We start from the raw sequence: 19,268 nt of genomic DNA, 5'->3' as shown, positions 1-19,268 counted from the left end.
TCAGGTGGCCTTGAGCATGTAGCCGGCGCCGCGCACCGTATGCAGTATCGGTCTGTCGAAGCCCTTTTCGATCTTGCTGCGCAGCCGCGAGACATGCACGTCGATCACATTGGTCTGCGGGTCGAAATGATAGTCCCAGACGTTTTCGAGCAGCATGGTGCGCGTCACGACCTGGCCGGCATGGCGCATCAGATATTCGAGAAGCTTGAATTCGCGCGGCTGCAGCGGGATCTCACGTCCGCCGCGGCGCACGGTATGCGACAGCCGGTCGAGTTCGAGATCGCCGATGCGGTAGACGGTGTCGGCTTCCTTGAAGCTCGCCCGCCGGTTGAGCACTTCGACTCGCGCCAGAAGTTCGCTGAAAGCATAGGGTTTGGTGAGATAGTCGTCGCCGCCGGCCCTCAGGCCCGTGACGCGGTCGTCCACCTCGCCCAGCGCCGAAAGGATCAACACCGGCGTGGTGTTGCCACGCGACCTCAGCCCGGCAATGACCGAAAGCCCGTCACGCCGCGGCAACATGCGGTCCACGATCATCACGTCGTAATCACCGGAATCGGCGAGCGCGAAGCCGGTTTCGCCGTCGCCCGCCACGTGCACGGTGTGCCCCGCCTCCGTTAGCGCCTTCTGCAGATAATCGGCCGCTTCGCGGTCGTCTTCGATGACCAGAATCTTCATCCGGTCACTATACGCAATTTCTTCATGGGCTACGGGCGCGTTCTTCATGGGGTAGCTCCACAATAACGGCAGCAGGCGATGGGCGCCTGCTGCCGCCGGAACCGGTACGGAGTACGAGGGATATAAGCCGGTCCCGTCTTCTCCGGCGCGGCGGCTCGGGGGTGCTGAGACCGCGCGCGCCGGAAACGTCATCAACTTGCGGCTACAGGCAGCGCCACGAACAGGTTGGTGTCGTCGCGCATCACCTGCACCAGGACCGACTTGCGGCCGGCCTTGGCGGCTTCCTGCATCGCCTTGGCAACGTCGGCTGCGCCGTTCACTTCGGCCGAGTTGACCGAAGTGATGACATCGCCGGGTTGGATGCCGCGCGCGGCAGCATCGCTGTCGGGCTCGACATCCGTCACGACCAGGCCCTTGCCGTCATCGGCGGTGGTCACCGTCAGGCCGAGATCGGCAAGCGTGCCGGTCTCCTGATCCGGAGCCTGCGGATCGAGGGCAGCCTGCTGCTGTTCACCGGGCAGTTCGCCGAGCTTGAGCTTCACGGTCTCGTTCTTGCCGTTGCGCCACAGGGTGACCTCGACCTCCTTGCCCGGATCGATGCGGGCGATGAGGCGGGCGAGTTCGCGCGGCGAGGCGACTTCCTTGCCGTCGACCTTGGTGATCACGTCGCCGGCGACGATGCCGGCTGCCTTGGCCGGACCGTCGGGCTGGGCCTCGTTGACCAGCGCGCCCTTGGCATTAGCCAGGCCGAGCGATTCGCCGATCTCGTCGGTGACCGGCTGGATCTGGACGCCGAGCCAGCCGCGCGACACGGTGCCGTCCTTCATCAATTCGTCGACGACCAATTTCGCGGTCGAAGCCGGGATGGCGAAGGCGATGCCGACATTGCCGCCCGAGGGCGAGAAGATCGCGGTGTTGATGCCGACGACTTCGCCCTTGAGGTTGAAGGCGGGGCCGCCGGAATTGCCGCGGTTCACCGCCGCGTCGATCTGGATGAAATCGTCGTAAGGGCCTGCGCCGATGTCGCGGCCGCGGGCCGAGACGATGCCGGCCGTGACGGTGCCGCCGAGGCCGAACGGATTGCCGACGGCCACAACCCAGTCACCGACGCGAACCTTGCCGTCATCGGCGAATTCGACATAGGTGAACTTGCGGCCGTTTTCCTCGACCTTGAGGACAGCGAGGTCGGTGCGCGGATCGGTGCCGATCAGCTTGGCGTCGAGTTCGTCGCCATTGTCCATCACGACGACCAATTCGGAGCCGCCCTGGACCACATGGTTGTTGGTGACCAGGTAGCCGTCCTCGGAGATGAAGAAGCCGGAGCCCTGCGCCATCGGGCGAGCCTGGCCACGGCCGCCGCGACGTTCGAAGCGCCGGCCGCGATCCTGGTCACGGTCGCCGCGGAACTCGCGGAAGAAGCGCTTGAGCGGGTGGTCGTCCGGGAGATCTTCGAAGCCGTCCGGACCAGTGAAGAAGTCGCCGCCGCGTTCGGCCGCAGGCGCGACGCTGGCCTTGACCTGGACGCTGACGACCGCAGGCGAAACGCGCTCGACGATATCGGCGAAGCCGGGGGCCTGCGCCTGGGTTTCGACGGCCACGGCCTGGGCCAGCACCGGCACGGTGCCGGAAGCAACTGCGCCAAAGCCGACCGCGCCTGCGACGGCTACGGAAGCTACGGCGGCCAGAAGCCGCTTGCGGGTGCGTGAAACGGGATTTCCTTGGGTGTTCATCGTATCTCGTATCCTCTTCTGCGGATCTGCGGATGCGCGGAGGCTGCATCGCTGGCAAAAGAGATAGAGATCGGCACATTACCGCGCCATTTCCGGTGGATGAATTTTTGGTAATGTCCAGGAGCGTCAACTGACACTGACCTACTGCCAGCGCCGGAACTTTCCTTCGCAACGCATGCGGCATACGGTGCGGCGCAGCACACGTGCTCCCACTGGATGAGACAATTGGCTGAAACGGAATACCCGGCGGCGGTTCAGGCCGAGATCGCGTTCTGGCTGATCGGCCCGGCCCGGCAGCGCGGCACTCCCGAAGAGATCGTCGGGGGTTTGGCGGAACGCCTGGTCGACGCCGGCATCCCGCTGCGACGCGTACGGATCGGCCAGTCGGTCGCCAATCCGCTGATCAGCGCCTGGGGCGTGATATGGACCAGCGGCGGCGGAGCCGAGCGCTATACGGTGCCGCGCGGCATGCTCGCGACAGGCTCCTACAAAGGCAGCCCGTTCGAGCACGTCGTCGTCACGCGGACGAGCTTTCACCACTCGCTCGAACGGCTGGTCGAGGAGCGCGACCACCCGGTCCTGTTCGAACTGGCGGCGGCGGGCAGCACCGACTATCTCGCGCTTCCCATCGAATATGGCGACGGATCGGTTCAGGTTGGAGCCTTCACCACCGACCGCCCCGGCGGCTTTTCAGAGCGCGAGGTGGCGCTGATCGAGGCGCTGGCGCCGGCAATCGCCGCTGCGCTGGAGCCGGCGGCCATGCGTCACTCGATGGCGAGCCTGCTCGAAGTCTACCTGGGCGCCGGTCCCGCCGACCGTATCGGCAAAGGCGCTTTCCGGCGCGGACAGACAACGGAGATCGAAGCGACGGTGCTGGTCACCGATCTGCGCGATTTTACCGGCCTTTCGGAACGGTTGCCGCCGGGCGATCTGCTGGAGAGCCTGGGAGGCTACTTCGAGGTCGTCGTCGACGCAGTGCGGTCAGAGGGCGGCGATGTGCTGAAATTCGTCGGCGACGGCGTGCTTTCCGTCTTCTCGGCCGAAGAGCACGGCCGTGACGACGCATGCATGCGCGCCGCCCGAAGCATCACCCACGCCTTTGGACAGCCCGCCGTTTCGGGAAAACCCTTCGTCGCCGCAATGCATGTCGGCCCGGTTGTCTACGGCAATATCGGCAGCCTCGACCGCCTCGACTTTACCGTCGTTGGCCCGACCGTGAACTATCTCAGCCGCCTCGAAAGCGCGGCCAAATTGCTCGACAAGAAGGCCGTCTGCTCGAAGGAAGTCGCCTCGGTCCTGCCATCGGGCATGATCCGCGATCTTGGCCTGCATACGCTGAAAGGCTTCGCCGACCCGCAAGCGGTGTTTGAACTGAAACTGTCGGAGATCCGCAATCCCTGATGGGCGCGATGCGCACGCGAAGAGCGCTGCTATTTCTCGACCTCTGCGAGTATGCGGCTCAGCGCCGCCTCCTCCTCTTCCGACAGTTTGGTCTCGGTTCGCCGCCTGGACCGGACGGAAAGGATTGCAAAGATACTGCCGCCGATGAGCAGGATGAGCGGCGTTCCCCACAACAGAGCGTTGCGGATGCTGAAACGAGGCTTCAAAAGCACGAACTCGCCGTAGCGGGAAACGATGTAGTCGATCACCTCGGCGTCGCTGTCTCCGGCCTTCAGCCGGTCGCGCACAAGCACCCGCAGATCGCGGGCGAGTTCGGCGTCGGATTCGTCGATCGACTGGTTCTGGCAGACCATGCAGCGCAATTGCGCCGACAGATCTCGCGCGCGCGCCTCCAGAACTTGGTCCTGCAAGACCTCGTTCGGCTGAACGGCCCCCGCCGGCGCTGCAAAGAGCAGAGCCAGGCCCATTGCAAGGCCGGCAAGCGCCCGCTTCATGTCGGCAGTCCCAGCGAAGGCTTTTCCGCAGCCGGACGCGCGCCCCGCGACGGCGCACCGACCCGGAGCCGACGATCCATCAGCGACACAGCGCCCCCGATCATCATCACCAGCCCGCCGGTCCAGATCAGCGTCACCAGGGGCTTCCACCAGACCCTGACGACCACGCCGCCATCTGCCGTCGGGTCGCCGAGCGAGACGTAGAGCTGGCTCGGCCAGATCGTCTTGATGCCGGCCTCCGTCGTCGGCATCTGGCGGGCCGTGTAGAAGCGCTTCGACGAAACCAGCTCGCTTTCAGCCTCGCCGTCCGCGTCGATCAGTTCGAAACGCCCGCGCTCCTCGGTGTAGTTCGGCCCGCGCGCCGGCGTCAGTCCGTCGAAGAGAAGCGTGTAGCCGGCGATTTCCATCGTCTCGCCGGGGCGCATGGCAAGGATTTTCTCCTGCTCGAACGACAGCACGCCGACAAGCCCGAGCGTCGTCAGCCCGACGCCGAAATGGGCCAGCGCCGTACCGAAAACCGATCTCGGCAGGCCAACCAGGCGATGCAGCATGACATGCCCCGAAACTCTACCGAAGCCCGATTTCAGCGCGAGATCGGTCAGCGCTCCGAGGATCAGCCAAACCGCCAAACCGATGCCGAGAGCCGCGAACACCGAAGCGCCGTCGACGAACATCATGACGACGAGCACCGCCAGCAGCGCGCCGGCGAAGGCCGCCATCAACCGCTGTCCTGCGCCGTAGAGGTCGCCGCGTTTCCACGCCAGCACCGGCCCGAACGGCACGACCACCAGCAGCGGCACCATCAGCGGTCCGAAGGTGAGATTGAAAAACGGCGCGCCGACGGAGATCTTGTCGCCCGTCACCGCCTCTACGACCAGCGGGTAGAGGGTGCCGACCAGTACCGTCGCGGTGGCAGTGGTCAGGAAGAGATTGTTGAGGACCAGCGCCCCTTCCCGCGAAATCGGATGGAACACACCGCCTGCGGTCAGGCTTCCCGCGCGTATCGCGAAAAGCGCCAGCGATCCACCGATGAACAGCGTCAGGATGCAAAGGATGAAGACGCCGCGGCTCGGGTCGGTGGCGAAGGCATGCACCGAAGTCAAAACGCCGGAGCGCACGAGGAAGGTGCCCAGCAGCGACAGCGAAAAGGTCAGGATGGCGAGCAGCAGCGTCCAGATCTTCAGCGCCGAGCGCTTTTCCATGACGATCGCCGAATGGAGAAGAGCCGTGCCGGCAAGCCACGGCATGAACGAGGCGTTCTCGACCGGATCCCAGAACCAGAAGCCGCCCCAGCCGAGTTCGTAATAGGCCCAGTAGGAGCCCATGGCGATGCCGCCGGTCAGGAACATCCATGCGGCCAGCGTCCATGGCCGCACCCAGCGCGCCCAAGCGGCGTCGATCCGGCCCTCGATCAGGGCTGCGACGGCGAAGGAAAAGCAGACGGAAAAGCCGACATAGCCGAGATAGAGCATCGGCGGGTGAACCGCGAGGCCGATATCCTGCAGGATGGGATTGAGGTCGCGGCCTTCGATCGGCGGATCGACGATCCGCACGAAAGGGTTCGACGTCGCCAGGATGAAAAGCAGGAAAGCCGCGCCGATCCAGCCCTGCACGGCCAGCACATTGGCGCGCAGCGTCGCCGGGAGATTGGAGCCGAACACCGCCACCAGCGCCCCGAAAAGCATCAGGATCAGCACCCAGAGCAGCATCGAGCCTTCGTGATTGCCCCAGGTCCCGGTGACCTTGTAGAGCATCGGCTTCAGCGAGTGCGAGTTCTCCCAGACATTGGCGACCGAGAAATCGGATTGCACATAGGCCAGGGTAAGCGCGGCGAAGGACAGCGCCGTCAATGCGAAGCCGGTGATTGCTACCGGACCACCCACCGCCATCATCCGCTCATTGCCGGTACGTGCCCCAAACAGCGGCACGACCGACTGCACCAGCGCCAGTGCGAAGGCCAGAACGAGGGCGAAATGTCCGGTTTCGACCATGCCGCTCAATTCTCCTGCCAGACGCCCTTGGCCTTCAGGCTGTCGGCGACCTCCTTGGGCATATAGGTCTCGTCATGCTTGGCCAGCACCGAATCCGCGACGAACACGCCGGACGGCGAGAAGCTGCCTTCGGTGATGACGCCCTGCTCCTCACGGAACAGGTCCGGCAAGATGCCGACATAGGTCACGGGAACAGAGCTTTCCATGTCGGTCACCGAGAAGGCGACCTCGGTTCCCTGACCGCGAACGATCGTACCCTTCTCGACCAGCCCACCGAGCCTGATTCGTTGCCCCGGCTCCAGCGTCGCCGCCTGCAAATCGGCCGGCATATAGAAGAACGACGCCTTCTGGCCGAGCGCATAGAAGGTCAGCCCCGTCGCCGCGCCCAGAAAGGCGAGTGCGCCGGCGATCACCGACAGGCGTTTCTGCTTTCGCGTCATCCGTCCTCTACTCCGTCGCCGCCGCCACGCCCAGCGTAGCGGCAAATTCCGCGAACTTCTTGCCTTCTTCCGTGGCCGGCCCCAGCGCCTTCAAACCGCGGTCGAGCGCATCCTTGGCTGCATCGGGCTTGCCCAGCACCATGTAGGAACGCACCAGCCGCGACCAACCTTCCGGATCCTGCGGATTTTGCCGCAGCCTTTCGTCGAGCCCGGCGACCATGGTTTCGATCATCGCGGTCCGGTCCGCGGCCGGCATGTCAGCCGCCTGGTCGATATCTTCCTGGCTCGGGCCCGAAGCCGCGCCGCTTTCGCCCGCCGTCAGGCGACTTCCAGCCGCGACGATTGCCTGCTCGACCGCCTCGCGCCAGGGCGAACCTTCCGGCAGGCCGTCGGCGAGTGAGCGCCACGCCGCCTGCGCTTCGGCGGTCCGGCCCTCCTGGGCCAGCGCCACCGCCAGGTAGTAGCGCGCCTTGGCATGGCCCTCTTCCAGAACCAGCGCTCGTTCGAACGCCGCCTGCGCCTCCGCAGAGACAATACCGCCAGCCGCACTCATGATCGCTTCGCCGAGGCCGGCCGCCCGGTCGGCGGTCGCGCCTTCGAGGCGGATCGCGTTGCGATAGGCGGTCACCGCCTCGGCGGAGCGGCCGGTGCGCAGATAGATCGGCGCCAGCACGTCCCAGCCGCGCCCGTCGGACGGATTGGCGGCCAGATGCGCCTCGGCGCGCGCCACGAGCTCCTCGACCGAGCTCTCGGCCGGGTTCTGCGCCAGCCTCTGTTCAAGCGGCTTCGAAGGAACGCCCGGAGAGCCGATCGTGGCGTAGACGCCCCAGCTTATCAGCGGGACGGCCAGCACCGCGGCGGCGCCGATCGCCCGCCCTGCTCCGGCAAAACGCGGAGCGGTGGCCGATTTTCCGGTGGCGTCGAGCCTCAGGATACGCCTTGCGATTTCGGCGCGCGCTTGCTCGGCCTCGGCATCGCCGATCAGCCCGCGCGCCGCATCGCGGTCGATCTCAGACAACTGGTCGCGATAGACCTCGAGATCATGCGCATCGGTCGAATCGGCCTTCGGCCGGCTGGCCAGCGGCAGCAGGACCGCCAGGCTGGCGCCGAACGTCAACAATGCGGCAACGACCCAGAACAACATGGTGTTCTCAATAAAGAGCCGCGGCCTGCCTGCCAACATTGCCGGCCTGCGGCTGATTGACGGTTCTGGCCGCGCGTCAGGCCAAGGATGCGCCAGGGTTCAGTTCGAAAAGCCGCCATTTGCAGGCCGGCATCACCTGAATTTCATGTCAGCGGCGTCCAGCTTCCGTCGGGGTTGCGGCAAGCAGTGCCGCGCGCATTGCGCGACTGGCCTGAGAAGAACACCGTATGGCTGTACTGGCGGCAGTCCTGCGAGCCGACGCGGTAGGGCTGCGCCGCGACCACCGTGCCATAGCGGCCCGACCGGTCGCTTTTCCACGTCGCGGGCTGGCCGCTTTGCGTGTATTCGAGCGCGCGGTACTCGGCTTCGAGTGCGATCCGGCGGTCACGTTCGTCCATCCCCGCGCCGATCTGACCGCCGACAAGCCCGCCATTCATCGCTGCGATAATCTTGGCCGCCACCTTGCCGCTACCGCCATCGTCGCCGCCGGTGATTTTATTGGCGAGCCCGCTTGCAGCCGAGCCCACATCCGTGGTGCCCAGGCCGATCGTCGTACAGCCGGATATGGCCAGCGATCCGGCAACGAACGCCGCGCGAATGTTCATGCAAATCACCAATAGAGAAAAATGCCGCAACCGCAAAGAAGCAGCGTTGCGATAGTGGCGATGTTTGGCCGAAATTTGGCCGACGATGGGGTAAGCATATGCAACTCTCTACTGAACGCTGCGAAGCTGAACGACCGCCTTCAGCCCGCCCATGGCGGACCGCTCCAGCAGCAGCCGACCGCCATATTCGTTGACCAGGTCGGCGACAATGGCCAGCCCCAACCCGGTGCCCGGCTTGGTCTCGTCCAGCCGCCTGCCGCGCTTCAGTGCCTCGCGCGCCTCCTCCTCGGGGATGCCGGGGCCGTCATCCTCGATCGATATCGCGAACATGCTGGCGGCGCCGTCCTCCAGCGGCTCGGCGGATATGGCCACCGCGCTGCGCGCCCACTTCATCGCATTTTCCAGCAGGTTGCCGACGATTTCCTCGAGATCCTCGCGCTCGCCGGCAAAGACCAGATCCGTCGCCGGCAGGCGCAGCGCGAGTTTTGTCCTGGGGTTGAGCTTTTCCATCACCCGCGCCATGCGCCGCAGCAAGGGCGCGATCGGCGTGCGATAGACCACGCTGTCGCGCTGCGCGGCGACGCGGGCGCGCTGCAGATAGTGGTCGACCTGGCTCTGCATCGACGCCGCCTGGTCGGCGATCAGCCTGCCCTTGTCGCCGCCGAGCGCCCGGCCTTCGTTCAACAGCACCGCCAGCGGCGTCTTCAGCGAATGGGCGAGATTGCCGACCTGGGTGCGCGAACGTTCGACGATGCGGCGATTGTTCTCGATCAGCGCATTGGTCTCGTTGGCCAGCGGCTCGATCTCGGCGGGAAAGCGGCCGTCGAGCCGCTGCGCCGTGCCCTGCCGCACCAGGGCGAGCGAGGCGCGGACCCGGCTCAGCGGCCGCAGCCCCAGCAGAATGGCGACCGCATTGATGGCGATCATGCCGACGCCGAACAGCGACAGATATGTGAACAGGCGCCACTCGAAGAGAGCGATCTCCTCCTCGAGTTCGCTTCGGTTGCCCATCACCCTGAAACGGCCGACGCGATTCTGCGAATCCAGCACGAACTCGCTCTCGAACACCTCCAACTCCTCGCCGCTGATGCCCTCCATTGCGTAGCTTCGCTGGAAATCGAAGTTGAACGGCACTTCGGCAGCACTTGGCGAGGGAATGGCCCGCGTCATGGACGGAGAGCGCAATTCGCCCGTCAGGCCGCGGGAAACCGGTTCCACAGCCCAGTACCAGCCCGAATTCGGCCGCGAAAAGCGCAGGTCGCCGAGATTGGGGCCGCCGGTCAGTTCGCCCGCGGCCGAGACGCCAACCGAGCCGATCAGATTGAACAGGTGCGCCGAGAGCAGGCTGTCGAAGCCGCGTTCGCTGGTCTGGCGATAGAGTGTGGCGATGACCGTGTATATGACGACCAGTGCCACGATCGCCCATACCGTGGAAAATGCGATGACACGGAATGTCAGCGAGCGGGGTCCGAAAGTCATCGGCGTAGCCCGCCGTCGGGGTTCTTGCTGGAACGTCTCGTCCGTCACGCCTCCGGCTCGCGCATGCGGTAGCCCATGCCGCGCACCGTCTCGATCATGTCGATGCCCATCTTGCGGCGCAGGCGACCGACGAAAACCTCGATCGTGTTGGAATCGCGGTCGAAATCCTGGTCGTAGAGATGCTCCACAAGTTCGGTGCGCGACACCACCTCGCCCATGTGATGCATCAGATAGGCGAGCAGCCGGAATTCGTGCGAGGTGAGTTTTAGCGGCACGCCGTTGACATCGGCCTTCGACGCCTTGGTGTCGAGCCGCAGCGGTCCGCAGGACAGTTCCGACGAAGCATGGCCGGCGGCGCGGCGAATCAGCGCCCTCACCCTGGCCAGCACTTCCTCGATATGAAACGGCTTGGTCACATAATCGTCAGCGCCGGCGTCGATGCCGGAAACCTTGTCGCTCCAGCGGTCGCGCGCCGTCAGGATCAGCACCGGCATCTTGCGGCCCGCACGCCGCCAGCGCTCGACCACGCTGATGCCGTCCATCTGCGGCAGGCCGATATCGAGCACGACTGCGTCATAGGGTTCGGTCTCGCCGAGGAAGTGCCCCTCCTCGCCGTCAAAGGCCTTGTCGACCACATAGCCGGCATCCGCCAGCGCCTCGGTAAGCTGCCGGTTCAGGTCCTTGTCATCCTCGACGACGAGTATCCGCATGGAATCACGTTCCCGTTGGCTGAAGAAGCGTCAGGTATAGGGAGATTTTGGCATAGGGGAAACAGCGGGCCTTAGCCCGTCAATTCGCAGGGACGACGATTTCCCGCCGCCGCGGACGCTGCCCTTCCTTGCCAGGCACGAGCACCACGATGACACAGACCGGCCGGCCGCCCTGGCTCGACGAACTCGCCCGCGCCAGCGTCCCCCCGCTCTGCGCTGCGATCTGCTCGCCGATCGCGTAGCAATCGGCCTGCGCCACGATCATCGGCTCCGCCTGCTCCTGGAGCGCCAGAGGCGCGGCCGGAGCTTGCGTGGCGACCACCGCCGCGCAGAGGGCGAGCGTCGTGACCCGGCTGATGGAACGTAGCGTTTTCATGGCGCCGGTTCTAACCCAGGACTGCTGAACGTGGAATGAACAGTCAAACAGCGCGTGGTGAAGCGGTCAAGGAGGGCAAGACCAATCCGGTCTCTGCTTGCCACCCCTCACCCAATCCTGTCCTTCGCCGAAAGTCGGCCGAAGAGCGCGATCACACCGGCCAGCGCAGTGACCGCCTGCAGCACCGCGTCGGTCAGCGCCGCATTGTCTATCCCGCCTGACATGCCCATCAGACCCATCGCGGCGGTGAGGATGGTCACCAGCGACGCCCAGATCGTACGCGACAGGTACCAGGGTTTGCTTGCGGTCATAAAATGCTCCTGTTGGTTGAGGCGAATTGCAAAAGTCTGACTATGAAAGGGTGAAGCGGCGCGTAGCCGGCAGCCCGAAGCCCGCAACGGCGCTGAATTGTCGGACGGTGACGTCGATTTCCAACGGCAAGCCGCCGAAATCGGCGGCGATATCGGCCGAGGCGTATTGCCAGTTCTGCTCTGACGATAAAGCGACCCGGACGGACGGCCCGCCAGCCGCCGCGATCTCGATCTGATATTCCTCCCGCTCCTCGCCGAGTGGGATTTCGCCTTGCCCCCAATCGTCGGCGTCGATCCTGCCGCGCCGGACCCATGAAATCGCCGCGCCGCCGGCATTCTGCCGGCAGCGGACATGGACGGGCGACAGCGGCAGGTGCGCGCGCAGGCCGCCGATCCCCGCATGAGCGAAAAAATTCTCGTCGGAAATATCCGTCTCCGAAGGTCCGACGCGCCAGTTGAGCAGCAGCCCGGCTTCGCTGGCGCGCAGGCCAGCCGGCTGCACGGCATCGTCGAGCATGACAAAATCCGCACCCGCCGGGGCGCCTGCCGCCATCGCGTCGGACGTGCCGAGCTGGCCGCGCAGCAGGTCGCCGAGCCGCCACACGCCCGGCTCGATCTCCTCGGCGCTCTCGAACTGCACGATCTCCCACACGCCGATAGCCGAGCGGATGGCGGCTGCATTGGCGCCGTTCAGGAGTTGCAGCCGGCTGACGCTCGCCGCCTCCGCATCGAAGAGAGCAACGGCAATTTCCGTCGCGCGATCGATCCGCCCCTCGAAACCGGCGGACAGCGGCTCGACGAGCACGCCAAGATCGGCAGGCTTGTCGACCACCGTGCGAAAGCCGAAGCCCGTATCCTCCGGCGACGCCAGGACGATCTGGCTTCGCCAGGGCTTCTGCCAGATCGCGACGCGAAACTGATCCTGCGGCGCAGCCGAACCGGACCGCGACGGCAGATCGAGGAACAGCGCGTGCGGCTTGCCGGCAAACGCCTCCTGCGCCGCGACAGACCCGAAGCCGGAGGGGAGCCATGGCGATGGCGGCGTCCGCGCGATCTGCCGCGCCGTGATCCTCCTGACCAGGCCATCCTCTATCTCGGTGACGATGAAATCGGAATCCGCGCCCGGAAGGCGCAAAACCGCGCCGGGCCTCACGTCGGCACGATGCTCGGCAATCGCGAAGGTCACCTGTTCGCGTTCAGCCCAGATGCGCCGCATCAGATCGTCGAGCAGCGCTCGGCCCTGCCCGCTCTCCATAACGCCGGGAAAATCGATGGTCTGCTGCCGGCTGCCATCCGCGCCGAAGCGGACATTCCGCACCGCCGCCGTCTGGTATTCGGCGAAGGGCTCGCGGAACGCCAGCACCAGTTCGACCGGAAGCTGGTGGTCCGGCGCCCGGATCGTCTCGATCACGGGATTGCCGCCGTCCGAGACGAGTTCAGAAATCTCGGCCGGCGACGCATTCTGAGCATCCCTGCGCCGGAAAACGAGGCCTTCGGCTTCCTCGCACACCGCAAGGTCGAACAATTCGACGATCGGCTCCAGCGCCGCCCGCGCCGATGTCGGATCGGCGACGACATAGCCATGCAGCGTGCCGTCGGCGTGGCCTACATCCGCCGGCGGCAGGCCGTGATCGGCCAGTATCGCATTGATCAGCGCGCCAGCATCGGGATTGCCGAGCCGGCCGTTCAGCCAATGGCCGCAATGCCAGTTGAATCCGTCGGCCCAGCGGTCGCCGCGCGCCGGAAAGGCGGGAAAAGGCCGCGCATCCCAAGCCCAGACATAGGTGCGTTCGATATCGACCATGCGGCCGCCATAGACGGGAGACAGCGGGTTGTACGCCTCCTCAAACTCCGGATCCGCCGGGTTCCAGTAGGAATTGTGCGTTTCGAGAAAGCGCTGCTGCGCCAGGTCCGAACGGCCGGCGCTGGAGAAATAAGGGATCGCATTCTCCGCCGATTTCGGGTCGGGAAAGACGTTGGGCTGGTTCGGCCCCTTGTCCACCGCCGGGCAGCCGAGTTCGTCGCACCAGGCGGCGTCGAATTGCGGCCCGCGCAGGCTCTCCGGATCCTCGGCCGAAAACATCAGCGCCACCGCGCCATTGTCCCACACCAGCCTGCGCCGGCTGGCCTCGAAGCGCGGCCGGGGCGGGCGCGAGATGGTGAGGATGCCCGAAGGCCCCTCGATCATCACCTCGCGCACATCGCCCAGCGTGTCGCCCACCAGCGCGATCCGCTTGTATTTGCGCTTGTTCAAGCTGAAAGGCGGCAGCCCGCGCACCAGCCCGTTCACCCATTCGGCGCCCAGCCTGGTCTTGCCGGCGCCGCGCCCGCCCGTCACCACCCAGGTCGCGGGCCGCAGCTCCAGCGGGTATTGCTTGGACCGGGTGCTGCCGAACCATTCGGCCAGGGCCCGCTCAGCACGCTCCGTCCCGATGTTCCGCGCCGCCCAGCCTTTCTGCATAAGCCTGAGCCAGTTCGATAATTCGTTCGTCGATCCGTTCGAGCATTGCGGCGAGTTCATCATCGCTTCTTTTCTGCTGTTCGGCCGCTGACGCCTGGGCGACCGCTTCCGACTGTTCCAGTAGGCGGCCCATCGACAAGAGCGCGTCGATGCGCGCCTTGTCGAGAACACCCCGTTCGGCGAGCGCGACGGCCTTCCCCAGCAGCCGCGGCATCACTTCGGCCAGCCGCTTGCGGACGTCCTCAAGAGACATGCCCTCAGGCATGTCGGAAAGCGGTTCCGCCTCGGCTTCGCATTCCGGCGCCGCGATCTGGCTCGCCTTCGAGCCTTGCCTTGGAAACCGCCGCTTTGGCCAATTGTCGCGCAGGGCGCGCTCCCGGACCGTTGCCGGATTCAGGTCGGCTGCTGCGGCAAGCCGTGGAAAGGTCGGCGGCGCGCCTTCGCGCAGGGCGCGAAGCGCTTCCCACTGCACAGCGCTAACTGGCGGATGCATGGCAGAATTCTCCGTTTTGTTTTGTGATTTCGCGCGAACGCATGTGCTAGCCGATCTCCCCCCTTGAGGGGAGATGTCCGGCAGGACAGGGGGGTCGTTGAAAATGACGCACGGGGAGCTTTCGCTCCCGGCATCCTGCCACCGACACTTTTCCGACGATAACGAAAACCTACCAGAGCACCGTCACGGTGTCAAGGATTATTTTCCTATTAAGTGCGCAAATTCTTATTCATCACGGAGCGCCTAGTGAGGACCCCCGACAAAGCCGCACGATAGCGACGAGTAGCACAAGCGTCAGGACAGGAAAGGGCCCGGCGACTAGCCGAGCCTCTGGCGCTTTCGCCAATGCATGAAGAACGTCTCGCGGTGAAGCGGGAGATGAGGCGCGACTGGGTCTAGATGATCGTGAGTTTGTTGTCTGGGCCAATCTCTAGTTCCGCCGCGTCGAGTTTACCGGCTGCTAGAAGGGCATTACTGCACAATTCTTCCAATCTCCCTGTAACGACATACATCGGGCTTGCCCAAAATGTTACCTTTTTGGGTGGCTCCCTAGTTGGAGCAGCAGCCATAACGGTTACACCCTCGTCTTTGGAAAGAGAAACCCTAAGCGTTATTGAAACGTGTTTATTAACAATGATCACGCTGTTGTGCATAATCGCTGCCACATGAAGAGTAATTGCGTTCCTAAGCGTTTTCAAAGTATCCATTTCTTCTCTTTTTATCAAAGAGCGACTCTTCAAAACGACGCAAAAATCCTCAAATAACTTATCTCCATCAAATGCGCTCCTTGGAATAAAAGCGCTAACGAGGTAGTCGAAAATGCTCTCGTCCTTTTCCGATGAGAACGAACCAAGGGTGTAGGTGCCATCTTGATTTCGAGACATGGTATTCAGAATACGCGGGAGCGCATGATCAATGTCTCTCCGGCTTAATCCTTTCGACTTTAGATCCGATTGTGCTTTCACCCGGCTGGCGTTTACCCTCAAGAAGTCCGGGGTCAGCGAAGGCAGTTTGTTCCAGGGATATGGTTGTCGCGGACTGAAGGTCGGGCCGAAGAAAGCAACGATTGTCGCCCACTCACGAACGCTATCGGTGACAATTCCCTTGTTCCGTTCGTCGCGATGCGCGATGAAATCACCGATCTCTCTTATCGTCTGCCGACCATCATTTTTGTCGCGGGCGAACAGGAACAAATGATTGAGGTCGTCTGGCCGAACTAGGCCAGACAGCAGCCGTTCCACGCGCTTGCGCAGTCCTATTTCAATCATAGGGGCCGGTCATGCAATCGCAAGAGGTTTGAAAGTCGGCGAGACGACGCTTTTGCGCCGCGCCCGCTCAACCCACCAAAGCCTGAACCGGTCGGTGAAGGAAAAGGGGATTCTGAGATGCCTGCCATCATTCTGAACAATCTTCCATTTCCGGAGAGCGACCTTTCGGACGAAATGCCGAACCTTGCGCTCGGCAGATTCATGACCATCTGGGGTCAAATCGAAATTGTTTGCAATTTTTTGTTCCGGCGCATCACCGATCTTGAGCCGGAAGTTTCGACCATCGTCTTCGATAATGTAGGCACAAAAGAGCAAATCGAAATGCTGGTTAGCCTATGCGACTTCCTGCCCAGACCCGAGCAGAAGGACCGCATCAAAACGCTCTTGGAGCGGACAAGAGAGTTTGGAATCAAGAGAAACAAGATCGTTCACGCCAGTTGGGGGCTGCTGAACGGAGAGCCCGCGCGATTCTGGTCTGGCATGACCTCAGCCCATTTCGACCAAATCCGGAGGGAAACGCAAAAAGGAAAGTCACTACTTCAAAAGTTCGTACTCTCCGCTAGTACGTTAGAATCTTTAACCGCTGAGATGGTTTCATTGCGCCAAGAACTGGAAGCGGCCCTGGGCACGGTTGAAATACCCGAGGGGCCGCGCTCGCGCCGCTTCCAAGAGAGCGAGGCCAAATTCCGCGAAGCTATGGAACGCTCGCTGGCGATGCGCGATGCAATAACATGGAAAGATATACCCTTGTAGCTTCTTGGCGGCTTTCCTAGCTGCTTTAGCGAATCGCGCATTAGTATGTCGGGCCTATTTCCTCACCCGGACCCCACGACCTCAACCGGCCTTCGGCTGTGCTCGGCCACGGCAAGCGCCTCGATCAATAGGTCCAGCGCTTCGCGAGCCTGCCTGCTGGTCTCGTCATTGCCGCGAAGATGGTCATATGCACGCTCCAGATGCGCACGGGCGGCAGAATAATTGCTACGCATGTCTCCTCCTGAATGCCCCCCGCCGATGAGATTGCCGGCATCCTCTCAAAAGAAGGAAAAGATGTGCGGAAAGATTTTATAACAATTGACTCAAAGTAATTGAGAGTAAAGATTTCAACTTTACTCCCGATTAATTCGAGGCGGGCAATCACTTGCTCTCGGCAAAAATTTACCCGCAGCTCCGGGCGGGGAGCCGCGGGCAGTCTGGTTGCCTGAGTCTCTGCTTCTGCGGCAGATCGTTGAAGGAACTGGCGCCTGTTCCGACGCTACGGTTCTTCGATGTAGTCCGGAAATATGAGGTCCAGCGGCACGTCCAGGACGCAGGCGATCGCCTTGAACGTCTTGGTGGAGCCGGTCTTGCCGGTGCGCTCGATCTGCGACAGCATGCTCGCGCTTACGCCCACCAGTTCCGCAAGCTGCCGGCCGCTTAAGCCCCGCCAGAGCCTCACCGCCCGGACCGGGTTTTCACCTTTGGCCATCGCGTCGAGGACTTCCCCTGGAAGACACGACATGCCTTCTCTGCCCTTCTGGCCGGAATGCCGCTCTGCCGCCGCCTTTTCCAGCACGCGAAACTGCGACTCGGGAATCACCACCAGGCGCTCCCTGCTGCCCGGATGCACGATGAATTGCAGGCTGAGTTTCATGCTGCCAAGGGACTGGTCATGACGCGTGGGAAAATGTCAGGAGCGCCGCAACCAGAACTATCGCCGAGGTTGTTCCAAGAACCCCTATGGCGGCGAACATCTGAAAATCGACCGGCAACCGCCGAAATCTTCCCCAGTTCCACGGTTCCTTTTCCCAGTTCTGAAATCGTGGCATTTCCAACTCCGCACCCTCAACTCAATCCACAAAAAAAACAGCGCCTCGTTCGCGGTCGCTCGCGGCCGGCGCTTTTGAGTTCGGAGGGATCCGCCGCTGCCTCACATGCTGTGGACGCACGCTTGACATCGCAAAAAGAATACGCAGGTTGCTGCATTTTGAAATCGAAAGAACGGAAACTCACCCATTCCGAATCTTGCATGAAGAGACTACCTGACCTGGAAGCGTGGGCCGTGTTCGCGAAGGTTGCGGAGACGGGTTCGTTCGCAAGCGCGTCGGATGCGCTGGGTATTTCGCAACCGACCGTTTCCAAGGCGATCACCCGCCTCGAACAACGTCTCGGGGTGACGCTGCTCCATCGGACGTCGCGCCGCATCTGCCTCACCCAGGCGGGCGAGATGGCGCGTGACAAGGCCACGCGCATCCTCGCGGATGGCGAAGCGGTGGAGGCCGAGGTTTCCGAACAGGCGGTCGTTCCTCGCGGACTGGTGCGCATCGCCGCGCCCATGTCGTTCGGCGTCAGCTACCTGGCTCCTCTTCTTCCGGCTTTTTTCGACCGATATCCCCTGATCGAGATCGAACTCTCGCTCAGCGATCATCTCGTCGATATCGTCTCGGACGGGTTCGATCTCGCCATCCGCATCGCCGCTTTGGCGAATTCCACCCTGCGCGCCCGGAAGCTCTGCACGGTTCGCCGGCCCCTGGTGGCGTCGCCGGCCTATTTCGACCGCCATGGCCGCCCCGGCCATCCGCGTGATCTGGAACGGCACACCTGCCTGATCTACACCAACCTGCCGTCGCCCGAGCAGTGGCGGTTTCAAAACGCCATCGGGGACGAATGCGTGGTTTCGGTGCGCGGACAACTCAAGCTCAACAACGCCGAAGCCCTGGCCCCGGCGCTTCTTGCGGGGCATGGCATGGCCCTTCAGCCCGAGTTCATGGTCTGGGAGGAACTTGCCGACGGCAGGCTCGAAGAAGTGCTCCCGGAATGGCATATCAACGAGATCGCGATAAACCTCGTGACGCCGCCCGGCACGCTGCGGCCGCTGCGGGTGAAGATCGTCATGGACTACCTTGCCCAATGTCTTGCAACCGCGCCCTGGGCGGGCACGCCGGAACGCGGCTGAACGCCTCGCCACGCAGTTGCGGTCGCTTGCCGGCCTGAAGACCGATCACGACTGGCGCGGACGGCTACATTCGCCTTGCCCGCCAGACACGCGGCCGCTACAACTTTATCTTGTGCCGTGACCTCCCGAAGCCGGAGAAGCGCCGTGGATGATAAGTCTTTCAAGCTGCGGGAGTTGGTCAGGGTCGTGGCGCGTGCCGTGTCCCGCGCCTCAGCCGTCTTCTCTCCTGCCCGCGCGGCTTTCACCATGCTTCGCCCAGACCGAAAAATGCTCGCGGCAGCCATCGTGCTCGGCCTGTGCGCCACCGCCAGCGCCGATAACATCCTTTTCGAAAACGTCCGCATCTTCGACGGCAAAGGCGCCGCGCTCTCCGCTCCTTCGAACGTTCTGGTCCAGGGCAATGTGATCGCGCGCATCTCGATAGATCCCATTGAGGCCGAGGGCGCTGAGCGCATCGCAGGCAACGGGCGAACGTTGATGCCGGGGCTGATCGATGCGCACTGGCACGCGATGCTGATCGCGACGGGCCCGGCTGAGGCGATGGGCGACATCGGCTTCGCCACTCTCGCGGCCGGCGACGAGGCGACGGATACGCTGATGCGCGGCTTCACCACCGTTCGCGACGTGGGCGGACCGGCGTTCGGTCTCACGCGCGCGATCGACCAGGGCATCATCGAGGGACCGCGCATCTATCCGTCCGGCGCCATGATGACCGTGACCAGCGGTCATGGCGATTTCCGCCAGATGAGCGACCTGCC

20 protein-coding genes are annotated in these 19,268 nt (G+C 63.6%); 4 read left to right on the top strand and 16 right to left on the bottom strand.

From position 1 onward, the window contains the following. Together MAXJ12_RS28240 and MAXJ12_RS28235 are read right to left on the bottom strand one after the other, a co-directional pair. Window positions 1–675 carry a response regulator transcription factor gene (locus MAXJ12_RS28240; protein WP_008839538.1) on the bottom strand — a complete coding sequence of 225 codons (675 nt, stop codon included), beginning with the start codon at window positions 673–675 and terminating at the stop codon, window positions 1–3. 191 nt (window positions 676–866) lie between these two features. Beyond that, on the bottom strand, window positions 867–2,405 hold the full coding sequence (locus tag MAXJ12_RS28235) for a Do family serine endopeptidase (protein WP_008839537.1): 1,539 nt from the start codon (window positions 2,403–2,405) through the stop codon (window positions 867–869). Window positions 2,406–2,630: 225 nt separating this feature from the next. Between MAXJ12_RS28235 and MAXJ12_RS28230 the strand changes: the two genes are divergently transcribed. Beyond that, window positions 2,631–3,806 (top strand): adenylate/guanylate cyclase domain-containing protein, encoded by a 1,176-nt coding sequence (locus tag MAXJ12_RS28230; RefSeq protein ID WP_008839536.1) that lies wholly within the window; start codon window positions 2,631–2,633, stop codon window positions 3,804–3,806. Window positions 3,807–3,835: 29 nt separating this feature from the next. Here MAXJ12_RS28230 and MAXJ12_RS28225 read toward each other — a convergent pair whose 3' ends face one another. From MAXJ12_RS28225 to MAXJ12_RS28170, 12 genes are all read right to left on the bottom strand, one after another. Further along, complete coding sequence (locus MAXJ12_RS28225; RefSeq protein WP_008839535.1) at window positions 3,836–4,300, bottom strand: cytochrome c-type biogenesis protein; 465 nt, start codon at window positions 4,298–4,300, stop codon at window positions 3,836–3,838. Further along, window positions 4,297–6,291 carry a heme lyase CcmF/NrfE family subunit gene (locus MAXJ12_RS28220; protein ID WP_008839534.1) on the bottom strand — a complete coding sequence of 665 codons (1,995 nt, stop codon included), beginning with the start codon at window positions 6,289–6,291 and terminating at the stop codon, window positions 4,297–4,299. Before MAXJ12_RS28220 ends, MAXJ12_RS28225 begins: the two co-directional genes overlap by 4 nt. A gap of 5 nt (window positions 6,292–6,296) precedes the next feature. Beyond that, window positions 6,297–6,731, bottom strand: a complete 435-nt coding sequence (gene ccmE / locus MAXJ12_RS28215) for a cytochrome c maturation protein CcmE (protein ID WP_008839533.1) — start codon at window positions 6,729–6,731, stop codon at window positions 6,297–6,299. 7 nt (window positions 6,732–6,738) lie between these two features. Beyond that, entirely contained in the window at window positions 6,739–7,875 is a 1,137-nt protein-coding gene (ccmI, locus tag MAXJ12_RS28210) for a c-type cytochrome biogenesis protein CcmI (RefSeq protein ID WP_040588463.1), read from the bottom strand. Between the two features lie 143 nt (window positions 7,876–8,018). Then, the gene (locus MAXJ12_RS28205) at window positions 8,019–8,480 is read right to left on the bottom strand and encodes a hypothetical protein (RefSeq protein ID WP_008839531.1); all 462 of its coding nucleotides are present in this window, start codon (window positions 8,478–8,480) and stop codon (window positions 8,019–8,021) included. Window positions 8,481–8,588: 108 nt separating this feature from the next. Beyond that, entirely contained in the window at window positions 8,589–9,959 is a 1,371-nt protein-coding gene (locus tag MAXJ12_RS28200) for an ATP-binding protein (protein WP_008839530.1), read from the bottom strand. A 44-nt stretch (window positions 9,960–10,003) separates the two neighbouring features. Then, window positions 10,004–10,669 carry a response regulator transcription factor gene (locus MAXJ12_RS28195; protein ID WP_008839529.1) on the bottom strand — a complete coding sequence of 222 codons (666 nt, stop codon included), beginning with the start codon at window positions 10,667–10,669 and terminating at the stop codon, window positions 10,004–10,006. A 79-nt stretch (window positions 10,670–10,748) separates the two neighbouring features. Further along, window positions 10,749–11,045, bottom strand: a complete 297-nt coding sequence (locus MAXJ12_RS28190) for a hypothetical protein (protein WP_008839528.1) — start codon at window positions 11,043–11,045, stop codon at window positions 10,749–10,751. Between the two features lie 107 nt (window positions 11,046–11,152). Further along, window positions 11,153–11,356 (bottom strand): hypothetical protein, encoded by a 204-nt coding sequence (locus tag MAXJ12_RS28185; protein WP_008839527.1) that lies wholly within the window; start codon window positions 11,354–11,356, stop codon window positions 11,153–11,155. Between the two features lie 40 nt (window positions 11,357–11,396). Beyond that, entirely contained in the window at window positions 11,397–13,817 is a 2,421-nt protein-coding gene (locus MAXJ12_RS28180; protein WP_008839526.1) for a baseplate megatron protein TIM-barrel domain-containing protein, read from the bottom strand. Beyond that, the gene (locus tag MAXJ12_RS28175) at window positions 13,771–14,310 is read right to left on the bottom strand and encodes a hypothetical protein (protein ID WP_008839525.1); all 540 of its coding nucleotides are present in this window, start codon (window positions 14,308–14,310) and stop codon (window positions 13,771–13,773) included. The genes MAXJ12_RS28180 and MAXJ12_RS28175 overlap by 47 nt, the downstream gene beginning before the upstream one ends. A 395-nt stretch (window positions 14,311–14,705) precedes the next feature. Further along, window positions 14,706–15,578 carry a hypothetical protein gene (locus tag MAXJ12_RS28170; protein ID WP_040588460.1) on the bottom strand — a complete coding sequence of 291 codons (873 nt, stop codon included), beginning with the start codon at window positions 15,576–15,578 and terminating at the stop codon, window positions 14,706–14,708. Window positions 15,579–15,695: 117 nt separating this feature from the next. On the opposite strand from MAXJ12_RS28170, the gene MAXJ12_RS28165 reads away from it, so the two are divergent. After that, complete coding sequence (locus tag MAXJ12_RS28165) at window positions 15,696–16,331, top strand: hypothetical protein (RefSeq protein ID WP_008839522.1); 636 nt, start codon at window positions 15,696–15,698, stop codon at window positions 16,329–16,331. A gap of 62 nt (window positions 16,332–16,393) precedes the next feature. On the opposite strand, the gene MAXJ12_RS38335 is transcribed toward MAXJ12_RS28165, so the two are convergent. Next, a complete protein-coding gene (locus tag MAXJ12_RS38335; RefSeq protein WP_008839521.1) occupies window positions 16,394–16,564 on the bottom strand; it encodes a hypothetical protein in 171 nt (56 codons plus the stop codon). A gap of 266 nt (window positions 16,565–16,830) precedes the next feature. Further along, a complete protein-coding gene (locus MAXJ12_RS34675) occupies window positions 16,831–17,157 on the bottom strand; it encodes a helix-turn-helix domain-containing protein (protein ID WP_157999673.1) in 327 nt (108 codons plus the stop codon). A 21-nt stretch (window positions 17,158–17,178) separates the two neighbouring features. Here MAXJ12_RS34675 and MAXJ12_RS28155 point away from each other — a divergent pair, with 21 nt between their 5' ends. Further along, the gene (locus MAXJ12_RS28155) at window positions 17,179–18,510 is read left to right on the top strand and encodes a LysR family transcriptional regulator (RefSeq protein ID WP_341872547.1); all 1,332 of its coding nucleotides are present in this window, start codon (window positions 17,179–17,181) and stop codon (window positions 18,508–18,510) included. 267 nt (window positions 18,511–18,777) lie between these two features. Next, the coding region (locus MAXJ12_RS28150) for an amidohydrolase family protein (protein ID WP_040588467.1) at window positions 18,778–19,268 on the top strand (491 nt) is incomplete at its 3' end.

Source organism: Mesorhizobium alhagi CCNWXJ12-2 (assembly GCF_000236565.1).
Lineage (GTDB): Bacteria > Pseudomonadota > Alphaproteobacteria > Rhizobiales > Rhizobiaceae > Allomesorhizobium > Allomesorhizobium alhagi.
This window is presented reverse-complemented; position numbering and strand designations above follow the sequence as displayed.